Below are 24,221 nucleotides of genomic sequence, written 5' to 3'. Positions count from 1 at the left end.
ATCGAGAAGAAATTTCTCGGTGGTTTTTTTGTTGTGTAAATAGTGCGTCTCGTAATTTCCACTTTAAAGTGGAAAATAAAAAATTTAAACCAACTTGAAAACGTTTTATAGTTAAACCAGAGAGAAGGAGGAGGAACTTTTTAATGGAAGAAGTTAGAATCGGAACTGAGATGGAATCGATGGCCATCATCTTACATGCAGGTAACGCAAAAAGTGATGCCTATGAAGCCCTGCTCGCTGTAAAGCAAGGAGACTTCAAAACATTTGATGAAAAATATATGACAGCGAAAAGTGAGATGAAGCTTGCCCATCGTGCTCATGCAGAAATGCTGAGGAAGCTTTCTTCAGAGGAGCGAATGCAAGATGTGGATCTATTATTAGTACATGCAGAGGGGCACTTAACCTCAACTGATATTGCAGTAGATATGATTGCTGAGTTTGGAGAATTGTATAAATGGAAGGAGACTATTTAATGGATAAAAACTTTTTCTGGGGTGGAGCAACCGCTTCTTATCAATGTGAAGGTGCTTGGGATGTAGATGATAAGGCAGAATCTATGTGGGATCATTACCTACATGAAAATGGTATGGAAAATGGGGATGTTGCCAGCGACCATTATCATCGCTTTGAAGAAGATATTCGCATGATGAAAGAAGGAGGACAAACCTCTTATCGTTTTTCACTGTCTTGGCCGCGAATCATCAAAAATAAAGCGGGTGAAATTAATTTAAAGGGGATAGAGTTTTATCATCGTTTACTGGATGCTTGTCACAAACACGGCATTGAACCCTTTGTAACGATTTATCATTGGGATTTACCACAGTATTGGGAAGCAGAAGGCGGATGGTTGAATCGGGATGTAGCTTATGCGTTTGAGCATTTAGCAAAGGTTTGCTTTGAACATTTTGGAGATAAGGTTCGCTATTGGACAACCTTCAATGAGCCGAAATGGTTTATTGCTAACGGCTATTTTATCGGTAACTATCCACCGGGTTTACAAGATGTGCAGAAAACAATGATTGGTGCGTATCATGTAATGCTGGCAAGTGCTTTGGGAGTCCGCGCTTTCCGTGAAGGTGGTTATCAGGGACAAATCGGCATCGTTCATAGTTATACACCTGTTAATGGCGTAGACGATACAATCGAAACCAAGATTGCGATGCGCTATGCTGATAACTATTGCAACAACTGGATTTTAGATACTGCAGCTTTAGGCAAATTCCCAATTGACTTAGTAGCCAAGCTAGCACAGGACTATGACGTAAGCTTTATGCAGGCAGAAGAATTGCAAGTTATCAAAGAAAATACGGTTGATTTTATCGGCCTAAACTATTATGCTCGTACTTTAGTGAAACCGTATACTGAAGGTGAAACACAGTTAGTGTTCAATCATTCTGGAAAAAAAGGACAAAGTAAAGTAGTAATCAAAGGCTGGTTTGAACAAGTCAAGGATCCGAACAGTGAATTTACTGCTTGGGATACAGAAATCTATCCTAAAGGCTTACAAGATGGCTTACTTGAAGCTTGGGATCGGTATCATTTACCAATTTACGTGACTGAAAATGGTGTGGGTGTTCGTGAAGATGTGACAGTTGATCAAGTGAATGACGATTACCGTATTTCATTTATGAATGATCATATTAATGCCATCATGAATGCGATGGATCGTGGTGTGGATATTCGTGGCTATTATGCTTGGGCATCCTTTGATTTATACTCTTGGAAAAACGGTGTCGAAAAACGTTATGGATTAGTTGCTGTTGATTTTGAGAAGGGACAGGAACGTAAACCGAAAGCTTCTTATTACTGGTTTAAGGATATTATTGAAAGTCATGGAGAAAAAATCCAAAGAAGAGCGTTTGAATAAAAGCAGTTGTATTTTCAAAACATAGAAAAGTACTTCATTGAGAGGAACGATGAATAATGAAAAAAGTGATGCTAGTTTGTAATGCAGGGATGTCAACAGGAATGTTAGCCAAAAAAATTGAAGCAGCCTCCGGTAATACGCTGGAAGTAAAGGCCTACAGTGAGTCAGAATACCAAGATTACTTGGACGGAGTAGATTTGGTTCTAATTGGACCACAAATTCGTTTCTTAAAACCACAAATTTCTGAGGCAGTGGACGTGCCAGTCGAGGCAATTTCGCCAATGAAATATGGCATTATGGATGGTAAAGGTGTTTACGAAGATATCAAAAAATTGATCGGGGGATAAAAGGTCATGGGATTTAATACATTAAGTGAGAAAATGGATCAATACATCTCGCCGCTTGCGAACAAATTAAGTCAGCAGCGGCACTTAAAAGCAACTCGTGATGCCTTTATGTCGATGCTGCCAATTACTTTGTTCGGTTCAATTCCAATCATTTTAAATGCTGCACCGGTGACTGAAAATACGACAAATGGTTTTTTACTGGCTTGGGCGAGCTTTGCAGAACAAAACAGTATGATTTTAAACTGGATAAGTGGAATTACTTTAAGTGCCATGTCATTATTCATCTGTATCGGTGTAACCTATTTCTTATGTCGTCATTATAAGGAAGATGTTTTGCGACCGTTAATGTTTGCAGTAGCAGGATTTTTGATGTTGGTACTGACTCCTTTGAAATTGGGCTGGGATGGTAAAGAAGTCGAAATCAGTTTTTTAGATGGTCGGGGTATTTTGTTGGCACTCTTTGTTTCTATTGTTACGGTGGAAGGCTATCATTGGATGCGTAAGAAAAATATTGGACGGATATCTATGCCTGACAGTGTGCCGGCCTCATTGTCAGAAACTTTTGCAGCTTTGGTGCCTGGATTAATTTTGATGACATTCTTTTCAATCATCTTTATTATTTTCCATGCTTTTGATACAACTGCTGTGCAATTCTTATACAATATTATGGCGCCAAGCTTCCAAGCGGCTGACAGTTTGCCGTTTACTATTTTAAGTATCTTCTTGATTCACTTATTCTGGTTCTTCGGAATTCATGATGCGGCACTGGCGGGCATTTTGGGTCCGATCCGTGATGGAAATTTGTCGATTAATGCCGCAGAAAAAATGGCGGGTACTGATTTAAGCAATATTTTTACTACACCATTTTGGACTTACTTCGTTATTATAGGCGGATCTGGTTCGGTATTGGCACTAGCGTTTTTGATGATGCGTTCTAAATCGAAGCAGTTAAGCACCGTAGGGAAAGTCGGATTTCTGCCTTCCATTTTCGGAATTTCAGAACCGATGATCTTCGGAACACCCTTGATGTTAAACCCAATTTTCTTTGTACCCTTTATCTTCACATCTGTATTTAACGGAATTGTCACCTATTTATGTATGTCATGGGGGATTGTTGGTAAGACATTCGCAGTGTTCTCTTGGCAGATGCCTGCCCCGATTGGAGCCTTTCTTTCGACTATGGATTGGCGTGCCATTGTATTAGTTGCGGTGCTAATTGCCTTGGATGGGGTGCTGTACTATCCATTCTTCAAGGTCTATGAGAAAAACTTGGTTGCGTTGGAAAAAGAATCTGAGGCAGAAAATGCAGAAGCTGAGCAAAAAACACCTGTAGAGGTTTCAAACGATACGACAACTGCCTAATATTTTGGAGCATAGGTAATCCTATGCTCTTATTATGATATAATCTAAAAGCTAAAATGCCTTCAGGAGGATGGAAAATATGCAAATTTCTCAACGTCAAGAGCAGATTATTGAGAAATTGTCCTTTAGTAATCTTCCTCTTACTGCTCAGGTGCTATCTAAAGAGCTAGGGGTATCTACTAAAACAATTCGTAATGATATTCAACAACTAAATGGACAAACAGAACAAGCTGTAATTTTGTCGAAGGCGGGTGCGGGATTTTATCTTAATCCGGAAACTCTTTCGTCTTTGGATAGAGAAAAAACAATAGATCAATCGAACCTTCATTTTGAATTGCTGGGTCAAATTATTGATCAAGACAGCTGCGATTTTTACGAATTGGCCGATGATTTCTTTATAAGCGAATCAGCGCTTAATCGGATTATTAAAGAGTTAAATGATTTGATTTCTCGACAGGATCAATCATTGATTATTCAACGAAAAAACAATCAACTATTTATTGCTGGTGAAGAAGCTGATAAGCGGCGAGTGTTTACTTTGTTTTTGAATCAAGAAATTGAAGCAAACAAACTGAGCTTAGAAAAGTATTCGAATTATTTTGGACAAATAGATTTAGCTAAACTATCGCAATTGGTTATTCGGTTTCATCAGCAGGAAAATTTTTTCATTAATGACTTTTCGACGATTTCTTTTATATTGCATGTCGCTGTATTGCTGGAGCGGGTGAGCAAAGCGAGCTTTTTGAATACCGTTAAGCCTGTAATGAAAGATCAGGAGAGTCGACTGCTTACACTTAAGCTGGCAGCTTTACTGGAAGAAAATTTTCAGGTGGGCATTCCAGAAGAGGAGTTGCCATACATTTATCGATTATATTCCGGTGTGATTGTTTCAAATGAGAGCTTAGAAGAACTGCAGCTAAAAGATGTGATTGAAGAATTACTGGATAGTATCATGGGGATTTTTTATTTGGATTTTACTCAGGACGAAAAGATTGTTGATTATCTACTAACCCATGTTTCAGCCTTATATAAACGTGCGATTAGTCATCAATACTTGACTAACCCTTTGTTAGAAGAGATTAAAAGCAAGTTTCCTTTCGTTTATAATGTTAGTGTCTATGCTTCTGCATTTTTACAGCGGACATTGCATATTCAATTTCCAGAGGACGAAATTGCCTATTTGTCTTTGCATTTTCTTTCGGCACTAGAAAATATTCGCCGGAAAATGAAGAAACAGGTTTTGCTAGTCTCGCCTTATGGGGTGGGGAATCAGCGGATTGTCCGCGCGTATCTTGATCGAATCAAGGATTTCGAAATAGAGCTATCGGTAGCAAAATCAGTTTTCGATATAAATGATGAATTAATCAAGAACAAGGATTTGATTTTGACTACGGAAGCACTGCAATTAGAAACAACTGTTCCGATTTATCATTATCATTCTTTTCTAACTGAGCAGGATTTAAATGAAATTACGCAAATTTTTGTAGAGGACAGCCAAGTACCATCAGTTCTAACTCGCTTTTTGAAGGAGGAGCTGTTCTTTCCACATGAAGCACAAAAAACACCTGAAGAGGCTATCCGTTTTCTTTGCCAACAGTTGTTCGAGAAAGAGTATTGTGAAGCAGACTATGTAGAGAAAGTATTGGAACGGGAGTCTTTGTCCAGTACGGCCTTTGGTAATTACTACGCGATCCCCCATGCGATTAAACGTGAAGCTAAGAAAAATGCTGTAGCAATTTGTTCCTTTGAAAAGCCGATTCAATGGCAGGGGAAAAAAGTCAAACTTGTTTTGCTGCTGGCACTAAAAGGGGAACGGGATAATTCCTTTGAGCAACTGTTTGAAGAACTGGTAATGATTTTAAACGAACCTGCACGAGTCAAACGACTAGCAAAACAAACTAGTTTTGAAAAGTTTTTGGCAATTTGTCAGGAAAAATGAAAAAGACAGTGATTTTGGAAGGGACCCAATCTCGGGTACTTCGAAGATTGCTGTCTTTTTAGGTCTTTCTTAAGGTGCAATCGCTGGCAATTTTTCTTTTATTTAGAGTGTGGTATGATAGGGTGAATGATTAAATGAGGGGATGAAGTATTTTTGACAAAAAACGATTTTGAGTCGTTGGAAATAAAACTTAACGCCAAAGATGATATTAGTATGTTGTTAGGTTCCCATGACAAACATATCAAGTTTTTAGAAGATAATACAGAAACAACAATTAATACACGTGGCGAAACTATTCAAATCATTGGTGAAAAAGAAGAAACTAAACTGGTAGCTGATGTCATACGCGCATTGCAGATGTTGATTGATCGTGGTATAAAAGTTGCGACACCTGATGTGATGACTGCTCTTCGTTTAGCTAAAGATAATCATTTAGATGAGTTCGTGATGATGTATGAAGAAGAATTGTTAAAGGATCGCAATGGAAAACCCATTCGACCTAAAAATATTGGTCAAAGCCGCTATATCTCAGCTATCCGTAAATCAGACGTAGTATTTGGAATCGGTCCTGCCGGTACGGGTAAGACCTATTTGGCGATTGTCATGGCGATTGCTGCACTGAAAAAGGGTGAAGTACAGCGGATTATTTTGACTCGCCCAGCAGTAGAAGCAGGAGAAAGCTTAGGCTTTTTACCAGGTGATTTGAAGGAGAAGGTTGATCCTTATTTGCGGCCAATGTATGACGCACTTCATCAAATCTTTGGGGTTGAGCACACGAATCGTTTATTAGATCGTGGTGTCATTGAAATTGCTCCGCTGGCCTACATGCGAGGACGTACTCTAGACGATGCTTTCGTCATTTTAGATGAGGCGCAAAATACCACGATTGCCCAAATGAAAATGTTTTTGACTCGGCTGGGATTTAATTCTAAAATGGTGGTTAATGGCGACACGAGTCAGATTGATTTGCCAAAGGGACAAATGAGCGGTTTGATGCATGCTGAAAGAACGCTGCGCGCAATCAAACGGATTCGCTTTGTGAACTTTGAATCTGCTGATGTAGTTCGTCACCCAGTAGTAGCTGAAATTATCGAAGCTTACGAGAAAGAAAATCTACGCCATTCAAATGAGTAGATTGGAGGAAACAACATGTTGAATCAACCAATCAATAATTTGCGAAAAAAACTCGGCTCACGTTTCATTCCGTTAATCTTGGTCTTTTTTGCATTTCTTTTGATTGTTACGATGTTTACCAGCGTGCGTCAAAAACGAGTGGACTATCGGGAGGGACAAGTTGCTTCTGAAAGTATTCGTGCCAACAAGACTATTGAGAATAGTGCTGAAACGGATCAGAAACGTCAGTTGGCAGCAGAGGCTGTTACTCCGGAGTACACGTTCCAGCCGGAATTGGCTGAAACTCAGCACGATCGCATCAGTCAATTGATTGATTTGGTTCTGAAAACCAATAGTGATATTGATAAAGCTAATCAAACCAAAGTTTCCCAAGCTAAAGAAGGTGAAACAGTTCCTCAACCGACTGTGGAGGAACGTGTCGCCGCAGTAAAAAAGAACTTTGAAAACATTAATCAAGATACTGTCAGCTTTTACCAAAAGCTGCCGGAGAATTTTTTTCGGCTGGTTGTTCAGCTAAATAGTCAACAGCTGGAGCAGGTGAAAACCTCGACGCTGAAACTGAATGATGAGCAGATGAGCAAACGAATTCGAGAAAGTGATCTAGAAATCTATCGACAACAGGCGATTGATCAAGTTTCTAATTTAGGCTTAACAGATAATCAAAATCAGGTGATTCAGTACTTGCTGGAAAGTGGTATTGTGGTCAATGATATTCTTAACGAGAAACGAACAGAAGACTTGCGGGAACAGGCGAAAAGCTCTGTTCAGCCAGTTATGATTTATCAAGGGGAAATCATTGTGCGTGAGGGCAGTCAAATTGACGCCAGCGCCTTTAATAAGTTGAAATTGTTAGGTCTAACCAGTTCTGGCGGGTCAACTTTCCCGTTAATTGCGATGATTTTATCGACTATTTTACAAGGATTTGTCCTATGGTTTTACAGTCGGCAATTCGAAGTGGAATTTCAACGCATTCGATTCATTTTGTTCTATTCAGCTTCAATGATTTTTAGTGTGCTGGTTATGAAGTTTCTGCAGATTTTCCAAAGCACTAGCAGTAACAACCTAGCACTGTTTTTCCCAGCGGCCTTTGTACCGTTGCTGTTAACGGTGTTTGTAAATCGTAGAGCGGGTAGTCTAGCCGCAGTCTTTCAAACTATTTTTGCTTTATTTGTCTATTATGATTCCATTGGAACCAACATGTTGACAATTATTTTAATGACTTATTTGTTCTCAGGTGTATTGGCAGTGATGGTGAAGCAAAAACGAGTGTCTGATCAAGCTAAACAAGCCTTGCTTTGGATTGTTATCTTCCCAATTATATGGGCGATCATTTTAAATATTTACCAAGGCTTATCATTTACTAATAGTGCAACTTGGGGAACGTTAATTTGTGCCGTAGCTGGTTCGTTACTTTCTTTCTTGTTAGGGACCGGCTTGCAGCCGTATATTGAATTATTAGTAACCGACAATGGAGTGATTACGTTAAATGAACTAAGTAATCCTAACCATCCATTGCTGAAGCAGCTTTTGGAGGAAGCCCCAGGGACATACCATCATTCCATGATGGTAGCAAATCTGAGTGCTAATGCGGTTGCGGAAATTGGCGGACGGTCACTGTTAACGCGAGTGGCTTGTTACTACCACGATATTGGTAAAATTCGTCATGCAAATTTCTTTGTGGAGAATTTGCCGCCAGGAGCGGAGAACCCGCACAACTTCTTGCTGCCGGAAGACAGCAAGCAAATTATTTTTGGTCATGTGATTGAAGGAGCCAAAATTTTAGAGGAATATAAAATGCCGCAAATGGTGATCGATATTTGTTATCAGCACCATGGAACGACTTTAATGAAATTCTTCTATGTGAAAGCTAAAGAACGCAATCCAGAAATCACTGAAGCAGAGTTCCGTTACCCTGGTCCAAAACCTCAAACCCGTGAAGCTGGGGTAGTTAGTATTGCAGACAGCTGTGAAGCAGCAGTACGAGCGATGGATCATCCATCAATTGAAAAAATCAGTAGCTTTGTTCATGATTTGATCGAAGAACGTATTTCTGATGGTCAATTAGATGAATCTGGTTTGACCTTGAAGGAAATCCGAATTGTCGAAAAATCGTTAGTCAGCAGTTTGAGTTCGACTTTCCATTCACGGATCAAATATCCGAAGATGAAATCAGAAGCGGAGAAAATGAAAGAAGAGCAAGAAAGAGGCGAACGGTAGTGGATATTACGTTTATTGATGAAACTGGTGAGGTTTCTCAAGATAAAATCACCGAAATCGAAGACCTGCTACAATTTGCAGCGGACTATTTAAAGCTGCCGGAAGATACTGAAATGTCCGTTACTTTTATGGATAATGCGGCGATTCAGGTTATCAATCGTGATTATCGTGATAAGGATGCACCAACAGACGTTATCAGCTTTGCCATGGAAGAAGATGGTGAAGATGAAGTACCGATTATTTTTGACGAAGAAATGGCGATGCCGAGAAATCTAGGAGATATTATGATTTCTACAGAACGTGCGGCAGAACAGGCAGAAGAGTACGGACATAGTTTCGATCGGGAATTGGGCTTTTTGGCTGTTCATGGTTTTTTGCATATCAATGGCTATGACCATATGACACCGGAAGACGAAAAAGAAATGTTCGGACTACAGAAAGAGATTTTGGATGCCTATGGACTCAAAAGATAAAACAGAAAAAGTAGAAAAGACAGACAAAGTTGTTGAAAGTGATAAGGAAAAAAGAGACAGAAATATCGAGAAAAACAAGCATTTTATTACTTCTCTAGAGTTTGCGGTCAAGGGAATTCAAACCGTTTTTGAGGAAGAGCGTAATATGCGCAAACATGTTTTTCTTGGTGGCTTGGCAATGTTGGCAGGTGTTGTCTTAAGACTAAACCGTTTAGAATGGCTTTGGATTTTCTTAGCAGTTTTCTTAGTTTGGATTGTCGAAATTATCAACACAGTATTTGAAAATGTAGTGGACATGTGTACCGACTGTCATTTCCATCCAATTGGAAAAAAAGTAAAAGACATGGCTGCTGGGGCGGTATTAATGACCTCAATTTTTGCAGTGATTGTTGGTCTGATTATCTTTTTGCCAAAAATCATCGCATTATTTTAACCAATGGAAACAGACAGGGAGTAAAGAGTGGCTGGACGAACAGGCTTTCAAAAGCTGGTATGTTCGCCCAGCCTTTTTCAAGAAAGGAATAAAACTATGACAGAACACAAATCAGGATTTGTCGCAATTGTTGGTCGTCCAAATGTAGGAAAATCAACTTTATTGAACCGGATTGTTGGGCAAAAAATTGCCATTATGAGTGACAAGGCTCAAACAACTCGTAACAAAATTCAAGGGGTTTATACAACAGATGAAGCTCAGTTGGTTTTCATTGATACTCCAGGAATTCATAAGCCAAAGCATCGTTTAGGGGACTATATGGTGGAAGCTGCTTACAGTGCGTTACGAGAAGTTGATGCCATCATGTTTATGATTAGTGCTGATCAAAAACGTGGACCGGGAGACAATTTCATTTTGGAGCGTTTGAAAAATCAGAATGTTCCAGTTTATTTAATTATCAATAAGATCGATAAAATTCATCCAGATGAACTACTGGCAATTATTGACGATTATCGCCAAGTGATGGAATTTAAAGAAGTGATTCCTATTTCAGCGACTGAAGGGAATAATGTAGAGCATATGATGGAAACCTTAGTGGATCAGATGCCTGAAGGACCGCAATATTTTCCAGAGGATCAAGTGACAGATCATCCAGAATATTTTATTGTTTCGGAATTAATCCGGGAAAAAGTGTTGCAGCTGACTCGCGATGAAGTTCCTCACTCCGTAGCAGTCGTAACTGATTCCATGAAAAGAGACGAGAATCAGAAGGTTCATATCCAAGCGACAATCATTGTAGAACGTACCAGTCAAAAAGGAATTATTATTGGCAAGGGTGGCAAAATGCTGAAAAATGTAGGCACTCAGGCACGTAAAGATATTGAGCGCTTGCTGGGAGATAAAGTATTTTTAGAGCTGTGGGTGAAGGTGCAAAAGGATTGGCGCGACAAAAAAACTTATTTACAGGATTACGGCTATCGTAATGACGATTATTAAGCTAAGTAGGGGTGAAGCTGAGCTTTGCCTCTTTTTAGATGGATTCATTTTGTAGGGGAAACGTGAAAGTCCCTTTATAATAGAAGAAAAGAGCGGAGGTGACGTGATGGCACAGGTCAGTGAAACGAAAGGGTTGATCCTTTTTAGTCGTGACTATAAAGAAAAGGATAAGCTGATTAAAATTTTTACAGAATCAGCTGGCAAAGTCATGTTCTTTGCTAAAGGGATTCATCGGCCAAATAATCCGTTGCGGCCTGCAATTATGCCTTTTACTGAAGCAGTCTATATTGGCAATTTAAAGGAGGACGGTCTATCTTTTTTAAATAGTGCCAAGGAGGTTCATCCTTTACGCAAATTGCAGGAGGACATTTTTCTCAATGCTTATGGTTCCTATATTTTAGGTTTGGTGGATGCGGCGATTGATGATCATGTGTATGATCCAGCTTTGTACAGCTTTACTAAGCAGGCGCTGGAATTGATGGATCAGGGCTATGATGGAGAAACAATCCTGAACATCTTTGAATTGCAAATAATGCAGCGCTTTGGGGTAGCTTTAAACTGGCGGGCCTGCAGTATTTGTGGGAAGACTACCGGGGCCTTTGATTTTTCTTCGAAATATAGCGGGATTTTGTGTCAGGATCATTGGCATATGGATGAGCATCGCTATCATGCAGATCCACGGTCGATTTATTTCATCCGGATGTTTTCGACAATTTCTTATGATAAAATCAGCAGCGTAAACTTGAAGACTGAAACGAAGCAGGCTATTCGTAAAACGATTGATCAGCTGTATGAAGAATATGTTGGACTGCATTTAAAGAGTAAACGATTTATTGATCAAATGGGGGAATGGCAAAATATGCTGAAGCCGGTTGATCCAGATAATGATCTTAAATAATCTGTACTGTCTTATGAACAGTGCGGATTTTTTTTTGCTTTTTAGCGAAATTTTAGCGGGTAAGAGATTTTAGAGAGCATAAAAATCCTTTTTCAGATTCTTTCTTGAAAAAATATCCAGTTTGTTTAATAAATTTTCCAGCTTTCCTTGACCTTTAATGATAAAATGATTAATATACTTTAAACGTAAACTTATTAGAATTTCATTTTGGAAAAGGAGTGGTATAGATGAAGGAACTTTGGGATGTGTTACGCCCAGAAGAACAAATCGAATTGCAAATAAGAAGGTTGTATCAAGAGCATCATTTTCATCTATACCAGTTAAACAGCTTTGAAGAATTTGAAGGCTATCAGCAACAACGAAATTTTTTCAAGGACAGCACAATTATTACCTTTACCGGAAATGATGGACGAACGATGGCTTTGAAGCCGGATGTAACTATTTCCATCGTTAAAAATACACCTTCTGGCGAACGACGCAAAGTGTATTATGTCGAGGATGTTTATCGACAGGATCGTCAAGAAGGGGAATATCAAAAAATTCGTCAGGTAGGACTTGAGATTATTGACAATATCAGTCAGCAAGATGAGCTGGAGGTTCTGCGATTAGCTTGGCAGAGTTTAGCCTTGGTGGGCGAAGGAACCTTGGATATTTCACATATGGGAATTATCAATGCGATCTGTGAGCAGTTTCCAGAAGAGGAACGTGACCAGGTGTTAAAGGCTTTACAGCATAAAAGTTCTCATGCCATGGATGAGTTGACGCAAAAATACAATTTACCAAAGGAAGATAGCGAGAATTTAGGGAAACTACTGCGACTTTCCGGAAAATTTGAACAATTTTACGAAAAAGCCCGCAGATTATTAGCTGCTTTGCCTAAAGCTCAGGCAGCTTTGGATGAGTTAAAGGAATTGCATGATAAGTTGACCAACGATCCTGAGCTGTCGTCACTGATTCGCTTGCGACTGGATTTTTCAATTATGAATGATGCTGATTATTATAGCGGTTTAGTCTTCCAAGGGTTCATTAAGGAATCAAAGGAAACCATTCTTCATGGCGGACGCTATGATCTGTTGTTAAAACGACAAGGGAAGAGTCAGGGAGCCATTGGATTCGGGATGAAGCTGAACCACGTTGGTGAGAAAACGGCCCCTAAAGATTCTGAATATCTGAACATTGCTTTACCAAAAGGACGGATGGGCGACACAGTCTATCAATTATTTACTAAAGCTGGCATTGCCAGTGAAGGTGTTTTTGAAGACAATCGTAAATTAATTTTCGTGGATGAAAAAAATAAATTGCGCTTTTTCCTAGTGAAACCAAGTGATGTGGCTATCTATGTAGAACATGGTGCGGCTGACATCGGAGTGGTTGGGAAAGATATTTTAATGGAAAATTCTGCGCATGTGATAGAATTTTTAGATTTGCATTTAGGGGAGTGTCGGATTGCGGTTGCGGCCTGCAATGATTTTGTCGAGGATGAAAGCCGCCCACTCAGGGTTTCAACGAAGTACTCCAATATTACGCGAGATTATTATGATGGCATCGGCCGGTCGATTGAATTGATTGAACTGCACGGTTCGATTGAATTAGCACCATTATTAGATTTATCGGATGTGATTGTCGATATCGTAGAAACAGGAACTACCTTGAAGGAAAATAATTTAAAGGTCATTCAAGATATTGCTCCGTCTTCTGCACGATTGATTATTAATCATGCTACCTGGCGCTTTAAACAGGCACGTATTCAAGAGGTTATTGAGAAAGTGAGGCAGGAAATTTGAAAATCTTCTCAACAGTAAAACAAACTCAGGCAGAAATTTTAGCACGAAAAATGTCTGAATCGGTGGATGTTTCGGCTACTGTAGCTGAAATTTTAGCGAAGGTTCAAACTGGCGGCGATCAAGCGGTCAAAGAACTGACTAAAGAAATTGATGGTGTTGAGCTGGCAGATCTGCGAGTAGCAGCGGTTGATATCGAAGCAAGTGTCCATGAGATTTCCAGTGAATTATTGGCCGTTTTGAAAAAAGCTAAAGAGAATATTATGGCTTATCACGAAAAACAGGTTCGCCAAGGTTTTGTCTCAACTTCGGAGCAGGGGGTTGTCATGGGACAACGGGTACTGCCGCTGGAAACGGTTGGGGTGTATGTGCCTGGTGGGACAGCAGCCTATCCTAGTACAGTCTTGATGGATGTATTGCCAGCAAAAATAGCTGGAGTGAAGCGAATTGTTATGATTACGCCGCCTAGCAAAGAGGGAAAACTGGCACCAGCTATTTTGGCCGCGGCTCAGATTGCCGGTGTAGATGAGATTTATCAAGTTGGTGGAGCACAAGGAATTGCCGCTCTAGCTTACGGAACGGAAACCATTCCAGCAGTAGATAAAATTGTCGGACCGGGCAATATCTATGTTGCAACCGCTAAACGCATGGTTTACGGACTGGTGGATATCGATATGATTGCTGGGCCAAGCGATGTCTTAATTGTGGCCGATGACAGTGCCAAGCCTGAATGGTTAGCCGCAGATTTAATTGCACAGGCAGAGCATGACCCTTTGGCGCAAGCGATTTTGATTACTACCTCAGAGTCAATGATTCAAGCAGTTGATCAAGCTGTTCAGCGGCAATTGGCAGATTTGCCTAGACAAGCAATTGCTCAACAGTCGCTGGATAATAATGGCAAACTAATTTTGGCCCAAAACTTAGACGAGGCAATAGCTTTAGCAAATCAAGTAGCACCAGAGCATTTGGAGCTGGCTGTTGATCAGCCTTTTGGACTATTAGGCAAAGTGAAAAATGCCGGTAGTGTCTTTTTGGGGCATTATACACCTGAGGTTTTAGGAGATTATTTCGCGGGTCCGAATCATACCTTGCCAACTGAAGGAACTGCCCGTTTTTACTCACCGTTATCAGTGGATGATTATGTTAAGAAAAGCAGTTACCTTTACTATACACCGGAAGCTTTGGCAGAGGCAGGACCATCGGTTGAATTATTTGCTAAAACGGAACATTTGGATGGACATGCTCGTTCGATGGCTATCCGTTTAAGGGGGGAAGAAGAATGAATTTCTTACATTCGAAATATGACCACTTAATTCCTTATACTCCAGGAGAGCAGCCGAAAGCGACTGATTTTATTAAGCTGAATACTAATGAAAGTCCTTATGAACCGGCTCCTTCGGTTATGGATGCAGTAAAGGCTGCCGCACACAGCTTGAATCGTTATTCAGACACTGCTGCGCGAATTGTTGTGGAACCTTTGGCCAGACAGCTGGGGATCAAAGCAGAGCAAGTTATTTTAGGAAACGGCAGCGATGAAATTTTATCCTTCATTTTTCAGGCCTTTACTGAAAAAGGTATGGCTTTTCCTGATGTGACCTATGGCTTTTATCAAATTTACTGCGATATGTATCAAGCAAAAGCTAATGTCGTTCCCTTAAAAGAAGACTTTACCTTAGATTTAACAGCTTATGATGAGCTGGAAGGGACCGTAATTATTGCCAACCCTAATGCACCAACTGGTTTACTGCTTTCCTGCGAAGAAATCTGTACTTTCTTAAAACGTCATCCCGACCGTTTGCTGGTAGTCGATGAAGCATATATTGATTTTGGCGGCGAATCGATGGTGGGGTATATTGAGCAATTTGAGAATTTGCTGGTTGTAGGAACTTTTTCAAAATCACGTCAATTAGCTGGCGCACGATTGGGCTACGCTGCTGGCAATAGTCAACTGATTGAAAACCTAAATCGGATTAAATACAGTGTGAATCCCTACAATATAAATGCGATGACCCAAGCAGCCGGAGCTGCTGTCTTGGCAGAGCAGGCGTATGTAAATCGATGTATTCAAGAAACCATTCAGGTCAGGGAATGGAGTATACAAGAATTAAAACAGCGCGGATTTGAAATGACCAACAGTTATTGTAATTTCCTGTTTGCCAAACATCCTAAACTTGCCGGGGAAACACTTTTTGAAGCGTTGCGAGAGCAAAAAATCTTAGTCCGCTGGTTTAACCAGCCACGAACCAAGGACTATCTTCGTATATCAATTGGAACCAAAGAACAAATGGAACGCTTAATGGAAGCCGTAGATCGAATTTTGGAGGGAGTCAACCAATGAGAAAAGCAGAAGTAACACGCAATACCTCAGAGACGAAAATTCAACTGCAATTAGCGGTTGATGGGACTGGTCAGCAAAAAATTAAAACAGGTGTCGGTTTTCTAGATCATATGCTGGAGCTGTTTACTCGGCATGGTCGTTTTGATTTAGAGCTGGTTTGTGATGGCGATATTGAAGTGGATGCACACCATACTACAGAAGATGTGGGGATTGCAATTGGTCGAGCCTTTTCTGAAGCTTTAGGTGAACGCCGGGGAATTAAGCGCTACGGAAGTATGATGCTGCCAATGGATGAAGCATTGGTGGTGACTGCCTTGGATATCAGTGGCCGCGGCATGGCAGTGGTGGAGCTGGATATTCCCACAGAAAAAATTGGACAACAGTTTGATACTGAATTGGTGGAGGAGTTTTTCATTGCCTTTGCTCGTGAATTAGGAGCAACCATTCATCTACATCAAATTGCTGGCAAAAACAGTCATCACATTGTTGAAGCCTGCTTTAAAGGATTTGGTCGTGCATTAGGTGAAGCAGTGACCATCAATCAGGCTGCTCCTGATGAAATTCCTTCAACTAAAGGAACGATTATCTAGAAAGGGAGAATCTGATGATAGCGATTATTGATTATGGTGTCGGCAATTTGTTCAGCTTAACCCGATCATTGGAATATATCGGTGAAAAAAGTGTCGTGACGCGAGATTTAAGTATCTTAGAAGCGGCTGATCATATTATTTTGCCAGGTGTCGGTGCGTTTGGTGATGCTGTTGAGAAGTTGGCACAGCTGGAATTAATTGCACCCATTCAGCAATTAGCAGCTAGCGGCAAACCTTTCCTAGGGATTTGTTTAGGGATGCAGCTTTTATTTGAAACCAGTGAGGAATTTGGCAGCTATCAAGGGCTCGGCTTAATCCCTGGAAAAATTGTTTCTATGACTGAAGCCTTTCAAAAGCAAGCAATTGACTTGAAGGTCCCACAAATTGGCTGGAATCAATTGGAAATCCTGCAAACCGCTTGTCCGCTGGTTCGCGATATCCAGCAGGGAGATTATGTTTATTATGTGCACAGCTTCTATGCGTCGGATTGCGAAGAGTCACTGATTGCAGTGAGTGATTATGGCGTAAAGGTCCCTGGAATTGTTCAAAAGGGCAATGTCATGGGAACTCAATTTCATCCAGAAAAAAGCGGCGATGTCGGCTTGAAAATTCTTAAAGCATTTGCGGAGGTGGGGAAATGAAAATCTTTCCAGCAATCGATTTATTAAATCAAAAGGTGGTTCGCCTGTATCAGGGAGATTACGATCAGCAGGAAGTCTTTGGTGACGATCCAGTCGCTTTTGCCCAATCCTTTGAGGAAGCTGGAGCGGAATATCTGCATTTAGTGGATTTGGATGGGGCCAAGGCAGGAAAGCTGCATTATTTTGAAATTGCCAAGCAAATTGCTGAGCAAACCAACCTGTTTGTAGAGGTTGGCGGTGGGATTCGAGACGAAGCCACGATTCAACATTGTTTGGATGCTGGTGTAAACCGGGTTATTTTAGGAACAATTGCACAAAAAGATCCTGAATTTACCCAAGCGATGCTGGCAAAATATGGTGAAAAAATCGCTATTGGTGTTGATGCTAAGGACGGGAAAGTAGCTGTGGAAGGCTGGTTGGAGAAAACCGAAACCGATGCCTTCGACTTTTGTCAGCAGCTGCAAAGCTGGGGAGCCAAAACAATTATTTTCACGGAGATTTCGCGAGATGGTACGGGGCAAGGAATCAATATTCCTTTATACCAAAAGCTAAATAAACTAGATTTAGAAATTGTTGCTTCTGGCGGAGTAGCTAGCTTAGCTGATATCCAGCAGCTTAAAGAGAGTCAAATTGGTGGAGCGATTGTCGGTAAATCGTTGTATAACGGCAGCTTGAAGTTAGAGGATGTCTTGGCAGCTGGCAAGGAGGAAAGCTGATGCTTGCAAAACGAATTATTCCTTGTTTGGATGTCCGAGATGGACGAGTCGTTAAGGGCGTAAACTTTGCTGGGCTGAAAGATGTCAATGATCCAGTTACTCTGGCCCGTTTTTACAATGAACAGGGGGCGGATGAGTTGGTTTTTTATGATATTACCGCCTCTGCAGAAGACCGCGAGCTGTTCACTGATATTTTAGAAGCCGTTGCTTCCGAAGTCTTTATTCCCTTGACTGTGGGCGGCGGCATTAATGAAGTGGCCGATTTTGAACGAGTACTAAACTGTGGCGCCGATAAGGTAAGTGTGAACTCCGGTGCTTTAAGGAATCCCCAGCTGATTGAAGATGGCGCCAAACGTTATGGCAGCCAATGTGTGGTCCTTTCGATTGATATCCGCAGGGTAGGCGATCAATGGCGAGTTTTCGCTAAAGGCGGCCGCGAAGATACGGGGTTGGACGCTTTAGAATGGATCAAAAAAGGGGAAGCGTTAGGCGCTGGTGAATTGGTAATTAACAGTATGGATACTGATGGTGTGAAGCAGGGCTTTGATTTGCCTTTGTTAAGAGCAGTTAGTGAGATCAGCTCCTTACCCATCGTTGCTTCTGGCGGAGCTGGCAACAGTGAAGACTTTTATCACCTGTTCCAGCTGCCGAATATTGAAGCCGGCTTAGCGGCTTCGATCTTCCATTACGGAGAAGTAAAAATTCCTGATTTAAAACGTCAATTAGCAGAAAAAGCAATTCCGATGCGGATTGTTTAGAGGAGGAAGCAGATGGAACTGAAATTTGATGAACAAGGCTTAATCCCGGTGATTGTACAGGATGTTAAAACGAATCAAGTTTTGACCCTTGCCTATATGAATCAAGAAAGCTTAGAATTGACCTTGAAGGATCGCCTGATGACCTTTTATTCTCGCAGTCGTCAGGAATTATGGCGCAAAGGTGAAACCAGCGGCAATTATCAGCATTTAGTTTCTTTAACGGCTGATTGTGATCAGGATGCGTTGGTTGCCAAGGTAACCAAAGATGGACCAGCTTGTCACACCGGTTCAGAAAGCTGCTTTACGGAAAAGCTTTTTGGTGAGGCCGAGCAGGAAAAAGTTCAGTTGACAGATTTGTATCAATTAATTAAAGATCGTAAAACATCCCCTAAAGAAGGCAGCTATACTAGTTATTTGTTTGATAAAGGCTTAGAAAAGATTTTGAAAAAAATTGGTGAAGAGTCTACTGAGGTTGTCATTGGTGCAATGAAAAAGGATCGGCAGGAAACGGTTTTTGAAGCGGCAGACTTAACGTATCATATGTTGGTACTTTTAGTAGAAATGGGTATTTCAGTAGAAGAGGTTCAGCAGGAGCTAGCCAAACGGCACGTCGTTGATCATAAGGTAAAACAAGAAACGCTAAAATAGGGGGGAGTTTCATGTTCTATTCAAATGCACATACCCACAGTACTTGGTGTGATGGGAAGGATTCTTTGCTGGCAATCGCTGAGGCGGCGATTCAAATCGGCTTCACCGATGTAGGCTTCACTAGTCATTCTTCCGCACCCTTTGATCCATCTTGTCCGGGTGTTTCAGATGAGTCTGGATATCAAAAAGAGGTTCGGGCTGTGCAGGAACAGTTTAAGGATTATTTGACCGTTCGCCTAGGATTAGAGTGGGATTACTACAGTCCTGATCCCCAGATTGGGTATGACTACTTTGTGGGTTCGGTTCATTATTTTCCGCCACGAGAGGGTGTTTATCGTTCAGTAGATGAAAGCCCAGAAAGTCTAATGGAAACCTTACATGACTGGTATGGTGGTGATAAGCTGTTGATGATTCAGGATTACTATGACACAGTAGTCGCTCATATTCAGCAGCATCAGCCTAAGATCGTTGGACATTTTGATTTAATTACCAAGTTTAATGAAAAGGCTCCATGGTTTGATGAAACTAGCAGTGCTTACCAGAAAATCGCATTAAAGGCGTTGGATGATGTGATTGATTTGGTGCAATCCTATGATGGCTTGGTAGAAGTGAATACTGGGGCTATTTCCCGTAATTGGCGAACCCAGCCTTATCCCGATTGTTTCTTGCTGCAGCAGCTGCAGTTGAGAGATTGTCCGGTAATTGTTACCAGCGACAGCCATGAGACAAATACCTTAAATTTTCATTTTAGAGAGACAGGCGAGCTGCTGCAGTCCTTAGGTTTTATTTCAACCGTTCAATTAAAGGATGGCGAATTTCAAAAAATTTCGTTTTAAGCTAAATACGATTTGACAAACCATAGGAAAAGTCGCTATTATAGTAGCAAGTTGAATAGGTGCGTTGAGCAAAAAAAGAAGTTCATCCCTCTTTTGAGCGAGTCCGGGGCAGTGGAAGCCGGGTATGATATGAATTTTGCAGGCGTTTGTGAGCACAGGAATGAAAAGCTGCCAAGTTCTTTACTTGGAAGTAGGGTGGAACCGCGTTAATACGTCCCTATGTCTATTGCAGACATAGGGCTTTTTCATGTTTTAGCACAATCAAGGAGGAAAACAAATGAGTAAACGATCGATGCAAGACATTATTTTGACATTGCAAAAATTTTGGTCCGACAATGGCTGTATGCTGATGCAGGCCTATGACACAGAAAAGGGTGCCGGAACGATGAGTCCTTATACCTTTTTACGGGCAATTGGACCAGAGCCATGGCGGGCGGCTTACGTAGAGCCATCACGTCGACCAGCGGATGGACGCTACGGAGAAAATCCAAACCGTTTGTATCAGCATCACCAGTTTCAGGTAGTGATGAAGCCTTCACCAGAAAATATTCAAGAGCTGTATTTAGACAGCTTGCGTTTATTAGGAATTGACCCATTGGAGCATGATATTCGCTTTGTAGAAGACAACTGGGAAAACCCATCAATGGGCTGTGCGGGTCTGGGCTGGGAAGTTTGGTTAGACGGGATGGAAATTACCCAATTTACCTATTTCCAACAAGTTGGCGGCCTGCCTTGTCACCCAGTTACTGCGGAATTGACCTATGGATTGGAACGTCTGGCTTCTTATATTCAAGAAGTAGAAAGTGTTTATGATCTGCAATGGTCAAACGAAGTAAAATATGGCGAAATCTTTAAACAGCCGGAATATGAGCATTCAAAATACTCCTTTGAAGTCAGTGATCAAAAGATGCTGCTGGAAAACTTTGATAAATTCGAAAAAGAAGCACAACGTTGTATTGACGAAGACTTGGTACATCCAGCGTATGACTACATTTTGAAATGCAGCCACACCTTCAATCTGCTGGACGCGCGGGGAGCAGTTTCGGTTACTGAGCGGGCAGGCTACTTAGCACGTATTCGTAACATGGCACGGGCTGTGGCGAAAATCTTTGTCGCTGAACGGGAAAAATTAGGATTCCCATTGTTAAATCATGAGGAGGGCGAATAATATGGCAAAAGATCTATTGTTAGAAATTGGTTTAGAAGAAATGCCTGCCCATGTGGTTTGGCCTAGCAGCAAGCAGCTGGAAGAGCGAGTAGTAAAATTTTTGGAAGAAAACAGCTTAACCTTTGATTCAGTGGAAAGCTTTTCAACACCTCGACGTTTGGGGATTCGGGTAACTAACATTCCTGATCGTCAAGAAGATGTGCAAGAAGAAGTTAAGGGACCGGCTAAGAAGATTGCTCAGGACGCAGAGGGGAATTGGAGCAAGGCTGCAGAAGGATTTGTACGCGGCCAAGGTTTAACTACAGATGCAATTACTTTCCGTGAATTAAACGGTGTTGAATATGTTTATGTAACTAAGTATATTCATGGAAAAGAAAGTAAAGAAGTGTTAACGCAATTAGACAAGGTTATCACTAGTATGACTTTCCCAGTAACAATGCATTGGGGCGATACGACCTTTGAATACATTCGTCCAATTCACTGGATTGTGGCTCTACTGGATGAAGAAGTGATTCCGTTTGAAATCTTGAACGTTAAAACGGGTCGTGAAACCCGCGGCCATCGTTTCTTAGGCGACAATGCGGTAATCAACGAGCCAAAAGAATACGAAGAAAAATTAAAAGAGCAATTCGTCATTGCGAATGCCCAAACACGTCAGCAAATGATTGTCGAGCAAATCAATCAATTGGCTGAAGAAAACAAATGGCAAATTGATTTAGATGCAGATTTGTTAGAGGAAGTAACGAACTTAGTGGAATACCCAACAGTTTTTGTTGGTGATTACGAAGAGCGCTTCTTATCTGTCCCTGAAGAAGTTTTAGTTACCTCCATGAAAGAACATCAACGCTATTTTGACGTTCGTAACGAAAAGGGTGTATTATTGCCGCACTTCATTTCGGTTCGTAACGGAAACAATGTCAAATTGGACAATGTCATCAAAGGGAATCAAAAAGTATTAACTGCGCGTTTAGAGGACGCAGACTTTTTCTACGAAGAAGACAAGAAGCTGTCAATCGACGCTTGTGTTGAAAAACTGAAAAATGTTACCTTCCATGAGAAAATCGGCAGTATTTACGAAAAAATGCAGCGAGTTGGCAAAATCAGCCAATTAATTGGCCAACAGGTTGGCTTAACAGACGAGGAGTTAGCTGATTTGCAGCGGGCTTCAGAAATTTATAAATTTGACCTAGTCACCAATATGGTGGGAGAATTCCCAGAATTGCAAGGAATCATGGGTGAGAAATACGCCTTGCTGCAAGGGGAGAAACCCACTGTTGCGCAAGCAGTTCGTGAACATTACCTGCCAATTTCATCAGAAGGCGAACTGCCTGAATCGACTGTCGGAGCAGTATTAGCAGTTGCTGACAAATTGGACAGCATCTTAGCCTTCTTTGCGGTAGAAATGATTCCAAGTGGATCAAATGACCCATATGCGTTACGTCGTCAAACTTACGGAATTGTACGGATTATTGAGAATAAAGGCTGGAGTTTCCCATTCCGTAAAGTTCAACGAGTGGTAGCTGAAGCCATTAACGCTGATGAAGCTAGCTTTGGCATTCATTTTAATCAAGATCAGCAAGCCTTAGTAGACTTCTTTAAAGGTCGTTTGCGTCAACGGTTGCAGCTGCAAAATATTCGTCATGACTTGATTGATGCAGTATTAGCTTCAAAACAAGATGACCTGACCCAAATTTTTGAAGCGGCCCGTATTTTTGGTCAACATGCCAAAGATGGAGATTTTAAAGAATCAATGGAAGCTTTAACCCGAGTAATTAACTTAGCGAAGAAGGTCAATCCTGAAGCAGTTGGTCAAAAGGTTGATCCGAAACTCTTTGAAAATGACAGCGAAAAAGAATTGTTTGCTGCTGTAAAATCTGCCCGTGATCAATTTGGTGATCAGTCAATGGCAGATAACTATGAAATGCTGGCAAACCTGCGGCCGGTAATTGAGCGTTACTTTAACGAGACGATGGTTATGGCAGAGGATGAAAAAATCCGCAACAATCGCTTAACTCAATTGGCTCAAATTGCTGACATGGCAGAAGCTTTAGCAAGCATCGATAAAATCATTACAAAATAAGCAGAAAGAAACCTTCAGACCAACAATCTGAAGGTTTCTTTCTATTATAAAATAAGTTTTAGCAGCACTGGAATGTACACGAGATACAATAAAACGGAGTAGCCTAATGAAGAAGTCGCATATTCTTGATCTCCGCCATAAGAGCGCGTTAATATCGGCACTGAATTTTGTACTGGCATAGCTGATTGGATAATGAAAACTGACAGCATCAGCTCAGGTACCCGAATCCACTGTCCCAGCAGCCAGACAATCAAAGGTGACAACAGGTAACGACCCACTAAAACTCCAACGATATCCTTGTTCAATTTAAGATTCCGAATCCCTACATTATATACGATGATCCCAATGACGAACATTGATAGAGGGGTAGTCAGATTTCCTAAATAGGCAAAAAAGGTGGCCGCCTCGTCAGGCATTGGAAAGTTGAGCAACACCCAACCTACACCTACCAAAAAACCTAATAAGGCAGGGGAGAAAATCTTCTTTAAGACCTGTATCGGATGAAAATGAACCGTTGCTTGTTCGATTTGCGGATGATCTTTGGCGATCAGATAAATCCCAATGGTCCAAAATAATGTCGTATTGACAATGTAATACAGCAGAACATAGGGCACGGATTTTTCACCGAAAATTGCTAAGTTAATAGGCAAGCCGATAAAAATTGTATTCGAGCAGGTAAACATGGTGGCGAAGGCCCCTTGCCGTCCTTCAGAAACTTTGAATAATTTGACATATAGATAGCTAAAAGCAAAGGTCAACAGCATAGAAATAAGGGGAATAATCATTCCACTGAATAGCTGTAAAAATTCTTCACGCGAAAAGTTCTTGGTAATATTCAAAAACATATTGCAGGGAAGAGCAATTTGCAGCACCAGCTTGGAAAAGACATCACCGACTTGGTTGGTAAACCATTGTTTGTACGTTAAAAAATAGCCCATAAACATCAAGGCAAAGATTAGAAAGATATTAATGTACGCAGAAACCATAAACAACACCTCG

The 24,221-nt window shown here is 41.0% G+C and carries 23 protein-coding genes; 22 read left to right on the top strand and 1 reads right to left on the bottom strand.

The genetic code is table 11. From position 1 onward, the window contains the following. Positions 1-143: 143 nt before the first annotated feature. The 22 genes from I588_RS16655 (at position 144) to glyS (ending at position 23,222) form a co-directional block, all read left to right on the top strand. Positions 144-473: a PTS lactose/cellobiose transporter subunit IIA gene (locus I588_RS16655; protein WP_010759933.1), complete on the top strand. Its 330-nt coding sequence runs from the start codon at positions 144-146 to the stop codon at positions 471-473. Next, positions 473-1,867 carry a glycoside hydrolase family 1 protein gene (locus I588_RS16650; RefSeq protein WP_034694739.1) on the top strand — a complete coding sequence of 465 codons (1,395 nt, stop codon included), beginning with the start codon at positions 473-475 and terminating at the stop codon, positions 1,865-1,867. The genes I588_RS16655 and I588_RS16650 overlap by 1 nt, the downstream gene beginning before the upstream one ends. A gap of 56 nt (positions 1,868-1,923) precedes the next feature. Continuing rightward, complete coding sequence (locus I588_RS16645; RefSeq protein WP_010759931.1) at positions 1,924-2,214, top strand: PTS sugar transporter subunit IIB; 291 nt, start codon at positions 1,924-1,926, stop codon at positions 2,212-2,214. 6 nt (positions 2,215-2,220) lie between these two features. Then, entirely contained in the window at positions 2,221-3,576 is a 1,356-nt protein-coding gene (locus I588_RS16640; protein ID WP_010759930.1) for a PTS sugar transporter subunit IIC, read from the top strand. Positions 3,577-3,655: 79 nt separating this feature from the next. Then, positions 3,656-5,515, top strand: a complete 1,860-nt coding sequence (locus I588_RS16635) for a BglG family transcription antiterminator (protein WP_010759929.1) — start codon at positions 3,656-3,658, stop codon at positions 5,513-5,515. 213 nt (positions 5,516-5,728) lie between these two features. Beyond that, positions 5,729-6,649, top strand: coding sequence for a PhoH family protein (locus tag I588_RS16630; protein WP_051130133.1), 921 nt, complete (start codon positions 5,729-5,731; stop codon positions 6,647-6,649). A gap of 15 nt (positions 6,650-6,664) precedes the next feature. Continuing rightward, positions 6,665-8,866, top strand: coding sequence for an HD family phosphohydrolase (locus I588_RS16625; RefSeq protein ID WP_010759927.1), 2,202 nt, complete (start codon positions 6,665-6,667; stop codon positions 8,864-8,866). Further along, positions 8,866-9,339, top strand: a complete 474-nt coding sequence (gene ybeY / locus I588_RS16620) for an rRNA maturation RNase YbeY (RefSeq protein ID WP_010759926.1) — start codon at positions 8,866-8,868, stop codon at positions 9,337-9,339. The genes I588_RS16625 and ybeY overlap by 1 nt, the downstream gene beginning before the upstream one ends. Continuing rightward, complete coding sequence (locus I588_RS16615) at positions 9,317-9,772, top strand: diacylglycerol kinase family protein (RefSeq protein WP_425387145.1); 456 nt, start codon at positions 9,317-9,319, stop codon at positions 9,770-9,772. Before ybeY ends, I588_RS16615 begins: the two co-directional genes overlap by 23 nt. Before the next feature lie 96 nt (positions 9,773-9,868). After that, complete coding sequence (gene era, locus I588_RS16610; protein ID WP_034694785.1) at positions 9,869-10,768, top strand: GTPase Era; 900 nt, start codon at positions 9,869-9,871, stop codon at positions 10,766-10,768. Between the two features lie 106 nt (positions 10,769-10,874). Continuing rightward, on the top strand, positions 10,875-11,666 hold the full coding sequence (recO, locus tag I588_RS16605) for a DNA repair protein RecO (RefSeq protein ID WP_010759923.1): 792 nt from the start codon (positions 10,875-10,877) through the stop codon (positions 11,664-11,666). 227 nt (positions 11,667-11,893) lie between these two features. Continuing rightward, the gene (gene hisG / locus I588_RS16600) at positions 11,894-13,450 is read left to right on the top strand and encodes an ATP phosphoribosyltransferase (protein WP_010759922.1); all 1,557 of its coding nucleotides are present in this window, start codon (positions 11,894-11,896) and stop codon (positions 13,448-13,450) included. Continuing rightward, the gene (gene hisD / locus I588_RS16595; RefSeq protein WP_010759921.1) at positions 13,447-14,730 is read left to right on the top strand and encodes a histidinol dehydrogenase; all 1,284 of its coding nucleotides are present in this window, start codon (positions 13,447-13,449) and stop codon (positions 14,728-14,730) included. Before hisG ends, hisD begins: the two co-directional genes overlap by 4 nt. Next, entirely contained in the window at positions 14,727-15,785 is a 1,059-nt protein-coding gene (gene hisC / locus I588_RS16590) for a histidinol-phosphate transaminase (RefSeq protein WP_010759920.1), read from the top strand. The genes hisD and hisC overlap by 4 nt, the downstream gene beginning before the upstream one ends. Next, a complete protein-coding gene (gene hisB, locus I588_RS16585) occupies positions 15,782-16,375 on the top strand; it encodes an imidazoleglycerol-phosphate dehydratase HisB (RefSeq protein ID WP_010759919.1) in 594 nt (197 codons plus the stop codon). Before hisC ends, hisB begins: the two co-directional genes overlap by 4 nt. 14 nt (positions 16,376-16,389) lie before the next feature. Then, entirely contained in the window at positions 16,390-17,016 is a 627-nt protein-coding gene (hisH, locus tag I588_RS16580; protein WP_010759918.1) for an imidazole glycerol phosphate synthase subunit HisH, read from the top strand. Next, positions 17,013-17,732, top strand: a complete 720-nt coding sequence (gene hisA / locus I588_RS16575; RefSeq protein ID WP_010759917.1) for a 1-(5-phosphoribosyl)-5-[(5-phosphoribosylamino)methylideneamino]imidazole-4-carboxamide isomerase — start codon at positions 17,013-17,015, stop codon at positions 17,730-17,732. The genes hisH and hisA overlap by 4 nt, the downstream gene beginning before the upstream one ends. Further along, complete coding sequence (gene hisF / locus I588_RS16570) at positions 17,732-18,490, top strand: imidazole glycerol phosphate synthase subunit HisF (protein ID WP_010759916.1); 759 nt, start codon at positions 17,732-17,734, stop codon at positions 18,488-18,490. Before hisA ends, hisF begins: the two co-directional genes overlap by 1 nt. A 12-nt stretch (positions 18,491-18,502) precedes the next feature. Further along, entirely contained in the window at positions 18,503-19,138 is a 636-nt protein-coding gene (hisIE, locus tag I588_RS16565) for a bifunctional phosphoribosyl-AMP cyclohydrolase/phosphoribosyl-ATP diphosphatase HisIE (RefSeq protein WP_010759915.1), read from the top strand. A gap of 11 nt (positions 19,139-19,149) precedes the next feature. Next, a complete protein-coding gene (locus I588_RS16560) occupies positions 19,150-19,974 on the top strand; it encodes a histidinol-phosphatase HisJ family protein (protein ID WP_010759914.1) in 825 nt (274 codons plus the stop codon). Between the two features lie 277 nt (positions 19,975-20,251). After that, the gene (gene glyQ, locus I588_RS16555) at positions 20,252-21,142 is read left to right on the top strand and encodes a glycine--tRNA ligase subunit alpha (protein WP_010759913.1); all 891 of its coding nucleotides are present in this window, start codon (positions 20,252-20,254) and stop codon (positions 21,140-21,142) included. A gap of 1 nt (position 21,143) precedes the next feature. Then, positions 21,144-23,222, top strand: a complete 2,079-nt coding sequence (gene glyS / locus I588_RS16550; protein WP_010759912.1) for a glycine--tRNA ligase subunit beta — start codon at positions 21,144-21,146, stop codon at positions 23,220-23,222. Between the two features lie 44 nt (positions 23,223-23,266). Here glyS and I588_RS16545 read toward each other — a convergent pair whose 3' ends face one another. Beyond that, positions 23,267-24,208 (bottom strand): AEC family transporter, encoded by a 942-nt coding sequence (locus I588_RS16545; protein WP_010759911.1) that lies wholly within the window; start codon positions 24,206-24,208, stop codon positions 23,267-23,269. Positions 24,209-24,221 lie beyond the last annotated feature (13 nt).

The sequence above is a fragment of the Enterococcus pallens ATCC BAA-351 genome (assembly GCF_000407485.1).
GTDB classification, from domain to species: Bacteria; Bacillota; Bacilli; order Lactobacillales; family Enterococcaceae; genus Enterococcus_A; species Enterococcus_A pallens.
The sequence above is the reverse complement of the archived record's forward strand: the minus strand, read 5'-3'. Positions and strand labels throughout refer to the sequence as shown.

Bases quoted from the DNA above. Each gene is read 5' to 3' on its own strand.
- I588_RS16625 (WP_010759927.1), top strand. From the start codon at position 6,665: ATGTTGAATCAACCAATCAATAATTTGCGAAAAAAACTCGGCTCACGT.
- I588_RS16615 (WP_425387145.1), top strand. From the start codon at position 9,317: ATGCCTATGGACTCAAAAGATAAAACAGAAAAAGTAGAAAAGACAGAC.
- hisIE (WP_010759915.1), top strand. From the start codon at position 18,503: ATGGAACTGAAATTTGATGAACAAGGCTTAATCCCGGTGATTGTACAG.
- I588_RS16645 (WP_010759931.1), top strand. From the start codon at position 1,924: ATGAAAAAAGTGATGCTAGTTTGTAATGCAGGGATGTCAACAGGAATG.
- I588_RS16545 (WP_010759911.1), bottom strand. From the start codon at position 24,208: ATGGTTTCTGCGTACATTAATATCTTTCTAATCTTTGCCTTGATGTTT.
- recO (WP_010759923.1), top strand. From the start codon at position 10,875: ATGGCACAGGTCAGTGAAACGAAAGGGTTGATCCTTTTTAGTCGTGAC.
- I588_RS16650 (WP_034694739.1), top strand. From the start codon at position 473: ATGGATAAAAACTTTTTCTGGGGTGGAGCAACCGCTTCTTATCAATGT.
- era (WP_034694785.1), top strand. From the start codon at position 9,869: ATGACAGAACACAAATCAGGATTTGTCGCAATTGTTGGTCGTCCAAAT.
- I588_RS16640 (WP_010759930.1), top strand. From the start codon at position 2,221: ATGGGATTTAATACATTAAGTGAGAAAATGGATCAATACATCTCGCCG.
- hisH (WP_010759918.1), top strand. From the start codon at position 16,390: ATGATAGCGATTATTGATTATGGTGTCGGCAATTTGTTCAGCTTAACC.
- I588_RS16635 (WP_010759929.1), top strand. From the start codon at position 3,656: ATGCAAATTTCTCAACGTCAAGAGCAGATTATTGAGAAATTGTCCTTT.
- hisA (WP_010759917.1), top strand. From the start codon at position 17,013: ATGAAAATCTTTCCAGCAATCGATTTATTAAATCAAAAGGTGGTTCGC.
- I588_RS16560 (WP_010759914.1), top strand. From the start codon at position 19,150: ATGTTCTATTCAAATGCACATACCCACAGTACTTGGTGTGATGGGAAG.
- I588_RS16655 (WP_010759933.1), top strand. From the start codon at position 144: ATGGAAGAAGTTAGAATCGGAACTGAGATGGAATCGATGGCCATCATC.
- hisG (WP_010759922.1), top strand. From the start codon at position 11,894: ATGAAGGAACTTTGGGATGTGTTACGCCCAGAAGAACAAATCGAATTG.
- hisC (WP_010759920.1), top strand. From the start codon at position 14,727: ATGAATTTCTTACATTCGAAATATGACCACTTAATTCCTTATACTCCA.
- glyQ (WP_010759913.1), top strand. From the start codon at position 20,252: ATGAGTAAACGATCGATGCAAGACATTATTTTGACATTGCAAAAATTT.
- I588_RS16630 (WP_051130133.1), top strand. From the start codon at position 5,729: ATGTTGTTAGGTTCCCATGACAAACATATCAAGTTTTTAGAAGATAAT.
- hisF (WP_010759916.1), top strand. From the start codon at position 17,732: ATGCTTGCAAAACGAATTATTCCTTGTTTGGATGTCCGAGATGGACGA.
- hisB (WP_010759919.1), top strand. From the start codon at position 15,782: ATGAGAAAAGCAGAAGTAACACGCAATACCTCAGAGACGAAAATTCAA.
- glyS (WP_010759912.1), top strand. From the start codon at position 21,144: ATGGCAAAAGATCTATTGTTAGAAATTGGTTTAGAAGAAATGCCTGCC.